Raw genomic sequence first — 6,184 nt, 5'->3', positions numbered from 1 at the left:
CGGCGGAAATAGGTAAAAAACCGAAGGTATCGTGACCGCTAAACTACAATAAACGAGCCTTCCAGCATCAAGAGTTTATCGGTCACGATGAATTTGGAACCGGCGGTCACGATCGCTGGAATACGCATTGAGAATCAATCTGCCGATATCCGGCATATTTAGCAACTTGAATTACTCAATCGCAATGGATAAATTTCTAAACCGCGATGCTACCTCAGCTTTGAATACATCCCCATAACAACCTGACTGTGAAGGTATTTCAGCTTTGACCAAACCGAAGAAGATACTCGGGGCTTTATAAAACGGATTGATAGCGCTGTAAATACACTATCAATCCTGCTGGGGATCTGCAAAAATAACTGCGACCAACCCTCTATATAGTCCCAACACTTATATTTATTTAAAAGAAGTTCCCAAAATGAAAGCCGTAATATATATGGAATCAAAAGAGTTTGGGGGTATTGGGGATTTCGCACCGGCGGACAATTCAGCGTCTGACCATTAGTAAAGTACTCGCTAATTGCAATAGCCGCATCATTTCCGATGTACTTCCCATAATCAACCCAAACATTTGGGCGCATATCAGCCTCAAAATAATACCGCTTACCGTCTTTTATCGAATGCATAACACTAATATTGACAAAACCATGGGCGCTTAACGCCATCCCCAGTCTCCGCAGCTCTTCAAACACCTCCCTATTTACGATCGCAAGTTGCTGATAACTCCGAACAGAGGATGGCCCAAAGCTTCCGCCTACCGTCTTTTCAAACTTAGAGTAGGTGAAGTGAATTAATTGTCCATTTTGGTAAAAAGCAGATAAGTCCAGCATGTCTCCCTCAATAAACTGCTGAACTAAAAGCGGATACTTACAGCTCTTTAGGTGGGTAAAAATCTCCTCCATGGAATTACATTGGAATACGCCCGCTCCACCACCTGAGTAATCAATCTTCACAATTACTGGGTAACCCACTTTCTCAGCGAGAGAAAGCAATTCAGCTTCATTTTTCGCAACTTCAAATCTAGGTGTCGTAATTCCTGATTTTTGTAAGAGCGTGGACAGCCCAATCTTTGAATATAGGTGGCACTCGCCATTAATCGATGAGATGGGAAGGATCTGCATCTTCAACTCTGCCGATAAGTTAGAGCCATGAATATCCGAGAGCGTTTCATCATCACCAACGACCACCAAATCGTAATTAGATTGGCTTAATAATCCCGGCAATATTTCGGCTAACCGGCCTATAGAATTGATGCAATAAATGCTTCTAAATGAGGAATCTCTGGACGAAATACCAAAAAATGCGATTAAGTCCACATCAAAATTAGCTCTTTTCAATAGTGGTAACGGTGCTGTTGTTAGCTCGAAACTCTTACCAATTAATAGGGCTTTAAATTGCTTCTTAGATTTCATTAAGATTGAAAGTGTATTTAAATAATTACTAACGCTCTTATGCCCGTAATGCGCACTTCGCAAAACGAATTAAAAAATGTGGGCACTAGACTCGAAAATTCCAACGTTGCCAGTACCACCTGACATCATCACTCTTACATTAAAAATGCCTCTTTACATTTTGACATTAAAAAGGCCATTACATCCCCATTCTCCATATTTGTTGCGGGGAATGCGGTGATTAACGGGTTAATTCTCCGCAACAAATACCTCAAAGCTATATAAGCAATTGGTCATTTAATACTGCTGGATAGTCACGTAGACCAACTAACATAATTAATCCATCCAAGCGATTATTGGCATCAGCTTGAATTTCTCTAATGAGGTCCATAAATATTTTGTTGTTGATTTCGTTCCCCATTAATTAATTTTCATTAAAACCTCAGGCGGTGTGCGTAGTCAGCACCTAAAGCGTCTTTGCATCCCCCCCCTGCATACAGGGAAATTTACAGGGTATTTTGCTTAACGATTCTTATTCGCCCTCAAAAACCGTCATTTAATCCAGAATTTATTTGACCGCCCTCATAAAGCAGGAATTTTTAACGGGGAATTTACATAGCAGTCATGCAGACTGGAAAATGTAAACAACAATAGAGAATTTTGCATGCAAATCACAATCATATGAAAATACAGCACTTTCAAAACGGCATCTGAAATAGCTTTCTTTCGTAAAGATCAGATTGCTGAATATTTAACATAATCCCACTTGTTAATAACAAATTCTTTATTTTTTCTGACTCCCAGTTTTTTAGCCTTGGGTCAAGCACCACTCCATTAAACAAGACGTTAGGATTTAAATCATATTCTCGATACATAGACCACGGCTGGGAAAAGTCAATATTAATATCTTGATAGATAAACCTAACCTCTTGCTCATGTGAAAAGGCCATTCTCTTTAAACACATGAATTCCGCAAATAATCTTTGATTACCAGGAAAAAGAAAATCTGCAAATTTGTATCTAGAAAGCAAATTTTCAAATTCATACTCCTCTATATAGCGAACGTATCCACAAAAAAGATTGGCCTTCGAGTTTTCCAATACCCCATAGAAATGATCCAATATCTTTCTAGGCGTACTACTAACCTGAATGCTACATTGAGCATAATTTTGTGGATTAATTGTTGCCAAACCTCCTTGGCCAGATAAATCCTTATAAGTGCCGTATAGATGCCACATTGCCGCTGAATTCTTTTGAAGACTCCAACACTGAGCATACCAACCATTCCCCAAGGAAGTAGGGTCAATCACCTCCCCATCAGAAGTATTTATTTGAGTCTGTCGAAGTAAAAAATTATCAAGAGGATCAGGCCATGTATTGGGATTAGCAAGCCGATCTTTTCCTAACAATATCTTCATGAATATATCCAGGGGATAAATGCGATAAATTGGGGAATCCATTGGATCGCCAGGAAAATTAATTAGACTCTCGCTTTCCATAACACCCCTATATATTTTTTAAAAAGTTAACAATGGCTTGCCTTAGGAAATGCTATGTTTCTGGTTAAGCCTTAATTCCCTTCTTTCTTTAGCCAATTTAATTCTTTCTGGCTCTGAAAAAATACGGTCTAACAAAATTGAAGTGAAATCAAGCAAGTCATCTGCCTCTAGTTTAGTTAAATTGCCATCATGAACACCATCATTTCCATCATCTTTAATGCATGTGGATAACTCTTCCAAAGACTTATCGAGCAAACCCGATGCAAACAGCCAGGGAAGGCGAAGACCTAAATCGCGCCTTACTTTTGCATTTAGGCCATCAACCTCTTGCACTGGCAAAAAAGACTTGGTGGCTAAATCCACACAAAGTCGGAACATTGATCCTGCAGCATTATTACAGCCAATGGCAAGACAGGCCGCCCCTTCGCGAAAGGCTAATTCAATATTCTTTGGTAAAAAATTGGGGGGCTCAATGGCCGCAGCATTTTTTTGACTTATGTAATCCTCGATATTGACAAAATTATTTAAACTACCTGTAACGTTAAGTAAACCAACTTTATGCATATGCTGATGATTTGCGCTTGATGACTCACTCAAGACAAAGATTGTTGTCTGATTACAGTTTCTACAAATAGCGAATGCCTCATACCAATTCTGCCAGTTGTATTGAATCGAAACTATATTTGCTGCTGTCACGTTAAAGGTAATATGTTTTGCCCCGCAGCGCGGACAATTTGCAACTAATTCAGCCATAAAACACTCCACAGTTAATTGATGGATTCAATCCTAATTGCAATAATAATTAATAGCGACCATATGGTACGGCTACAATTTACTCTATATACCCCCACCAATTATGCGCTTTCACACTTTTGGAAGTTGCCACGAATAACAAGCAAAAATAAAGTGAGAAGCCCCAAAGAGCCAATGCTCTGACAAAGACTAAATCAAGATAGAAAATGAATCAGGTACTGCGATGGCCTTAGCTTTTCCCGATAAGCATCCCCACCTAACCACATTCTGATATTTTCTCGCCTCTCAATTGCTCTACCATTTCCGCCAATATCGCATGACGAATCGCCCTTAACACCTGACGCTCACTTGCAAGCGTCGTTGCTACTGATGGTTCATCAGGATATTCCAACTCAAACTTCTTAAATGAATTTTCTACTTCCTCAATCAGTTCATCTGCCGCCGTAAGCAATAACTCGAGCTGGCGATTAAACTCTCGCTGGGCCGTTTGCCTACTCAAACCCAAAGCCATTCCAGCACCCAAAACGTCTTCCCGCGTAACCGCAGAAAAAGTTTTTGCATTACCAATTTGTAAAGCTAGCGCCGTATTGGGCCAAGTCGCTTTTTCATTAGCAAAAGTACGCGTGTCATAGACTGCTGTTGATAGAAGATCGTACGCTTTGGCAATATTAATGCCCGATACATCAACCAAGAAGGATAGGTTCTTTAAATGATTATCTCCATTGCCCACCAACAAATTAAACACCAACCAACGATAGATAGCCAATCGAGCAGCGGCCTTGTTTCGACATTGGTTAATTGTCTGGGCAAGAGCATTTAAATTCGCACCATAGTATTTAAATTCACGTGATTTATTGAGCAACTGACAGCTATCAATAATATGTAATCGCTTCGTTTGAGTTGACTGCGAGATAACGCGATCAAAGCGCTCAACAACATAAACCGGCTGCGGAACATAAAGTCGATACACATTAGGCACATCCAACCCAAGTGCCCGCGCTAATTTCATCGTGAAATACTCATTCATCACGGATGCTGAGTAAGCCGGATCTTGGTGATTAGGTTTTAAGATATGCGTTGAAGGCGAGCTCGCTAAAGGCTCAAACAACGCCTCACCCTGAAGCACAACCAAGAGCTTATGCTGCGCCCCTGCCAAGGACATTTTCTTTGGGGAATTTTGTGAGATAGAGGCATGTGGCAAATTAGTGATGCGATCACTTAGCTCAGAAAAACTTAATGAAACCAATCCTTGTTCTTGCGACATCAATTCCCCCGGCATCGTTAAAACTAGTGAGCCAGCCGACTCGCGTCCAAAATACGCCAGTAGTCCAAAAGCATCTTCGCTTGGCAGTTTCGCCTCGCGAGCCAAAATGGTTCGCATATTTTCTTCGGGAAGCAGGTTATCAAAATACCACTGCACTGGTCTATTAGTAGCGCCATCCTGATGCAACAACTGCGTCCTTGATAAAGCTGGAGATAAATCAAATGCCTCAGGCGAATTTATCCAGTCTTGTGCATACTCAAAACTCCAAAGATTATTTTGCTCAACAAGTTGCCCAACCCTCTGGTCATTAATAAATATATCCAGTACACGCGCGTTCATACTGAACCCGCCTTTGGCACAGAAAACCGACGCTTGGGTGGCAATGGCTTAACGCCTTCTACCTGCAATTTTTCAAAATTAGCCAACACGTCGTCCGTCACATCCGCACTAAGTTCAATGCCAAGTTCTTGCAAGAGCTTAATTACGCGACCAAATTGAACCGTTTCTTTGCCTCGCTCGACCTCGCGCACAAAAACAGGCCCCAATCCAGCACTCCCAGCAACATCATCCAAGCGCAACTTTTGATGTTTGCGTGTTGCCCTAATCAATAAACCTAGATCCTGAGGTTTGGTAATCTTAATTTTCACTGAGATGCCCTAATAAACGATGTCTTGTCATCGATTATCTCATAATTTCGCATCTAATATTAATAAAAGATGCATATGCATCGATATACTTAGAAATATAGCTGATATATAAATTATCGATGCTTAAGCATCGTTATAATAAATTTTCCAAATTCGCCGCCCATGTTTACTCATGCAGTCACTCAAACATGATAGGGTTCAAGCTCACCAAACCAAAATAAAGAGGTCTACCATGGCGCTTAACTCCAATGAATCAATTGGTCTAATCAAAGCTGGTATTGAATCAGGCTCAATTAAATTACGAGGTTCTGCTGGTTGTGGAGACATTGAGGCCGCTAAAGAGGTGGCTTTGATTGACTCTGCATATTTAAAAAAACTTTACTCAGATCTAAAGCTGGACAATTAAAAAACAGCTCTAATTCTAGAGTTTTGTACATTAGATGTAATTCATATTGAGGATGATCAATTGAATCTTATATCCGATAAGATAAGCCTTGCTGACCGGTAATCCCCCCATTTTTAACTTAAGCTAAAAGTAGAAGCTGGTACTGCAAGTGCTAGTTTTTGCTTTGGTGTAATTCCACCTAAGCCCATGTTCGGTCTTTCATGATTGTATGTCCACATCCAATC

The 6,184-nt window shown here is 40.5% G+C and carries 6 protein-coding genes; 1 reads left to right on the top strand and 5 read right to left on the bottom strand.

Annotated elements, in window-relative coordinates; genetic code table 11:
* Positions 1–209: 209 nt before the first annotated feature.
* From VC188_RS11665 to VC188_RS11645, 5 genes are all read right to left on the bottom strand, one after another.
* A complete protein-coding gene (locus VC188_RS11665) occupies positions 210–1,412 on the bottom strand; it encodes an ATP-grasp domain-containing protein (protein ID WP_323484073.1) in 1,203 nt (400 codons plus the stop codon).
* Between the two features lie 677 nt (positions 1,413–2,089).
* Entirely contained in the window at positions 2,090–2,809 is a 720-nt protein-coding gene (locus tag VC188_RS11660; RefSeq protein ID WP_323484072.1) for a hypothetical protein, read from the bottom strand.
* A 123-nt stretch (positions 2,810–2,932) separates the two neighbouring features.
* The gene (locus VC188_RS11655) at positions 2,933–3,643 is read right to left on the bottom strand and encodes a DUF4145 domain-containing protein (protein WP_323484071.1); all 711 of its coding nucleotides are present in this window, start codon (positions 3,641–3,643) and stop codon (positions 2,933–2,935) included.
* 256 nt (positions 3,644–3,899) lie between these two features.
* The gene (locus VC188_RS11650; protein WP_323484070.1) at positions 3,900–5,246 is read right to left on the bottom strand and encodes a HipA domain-containing protein; all 1,347 of its coding nucleotides are present in this window, start codon (positions 5,244–5,246) and stop codon (positions 3,900–3,902) included.
* Entirely contained in the window at positions 5,243–5,554 is a 312-nt protein-coding gene (locus tag VC188_RS11645; protein WP_323484069.1) for a helix-turn-helix domain-containing protein, read from the bottom strand. The genes VC188_RS11650 and VC188_RS11645 overlap by 4 nt, the downstream gene beginning before the upstream one ends.
* A gap of 232 nt (positions 5,555–5,786) precedes the next feature.
* Between VC188_RS11645 and VC188_RS11640 the strand changes: the two genes are divergently transcribed.
* A complete protein-coding gene (locus tag VC188_RS11640) occupies positions 5,787–5,960 on the top strand; it encodes a hypothetical protein (protein WP_216121994.1) in 174 nt (57 codons plus the stop codon).
* Positions 5,961–6,184 lie beyond the last annotated feature (224 nt).

This window comes from Polynucleobacter sp. MG-28-Ekke-A2 (genome assembly GCF_035012985.1).
Lineage (GTDB): Bacteria > Pseudomonadota > Gammaproteobacteria > Burkholderiales > Burkholderiaceae > Polynucleobacter.
Note: the sequence above shows the minus strand (reverse complement) of the source record. Positions and strands in the feature narration are given on the sequence as shown.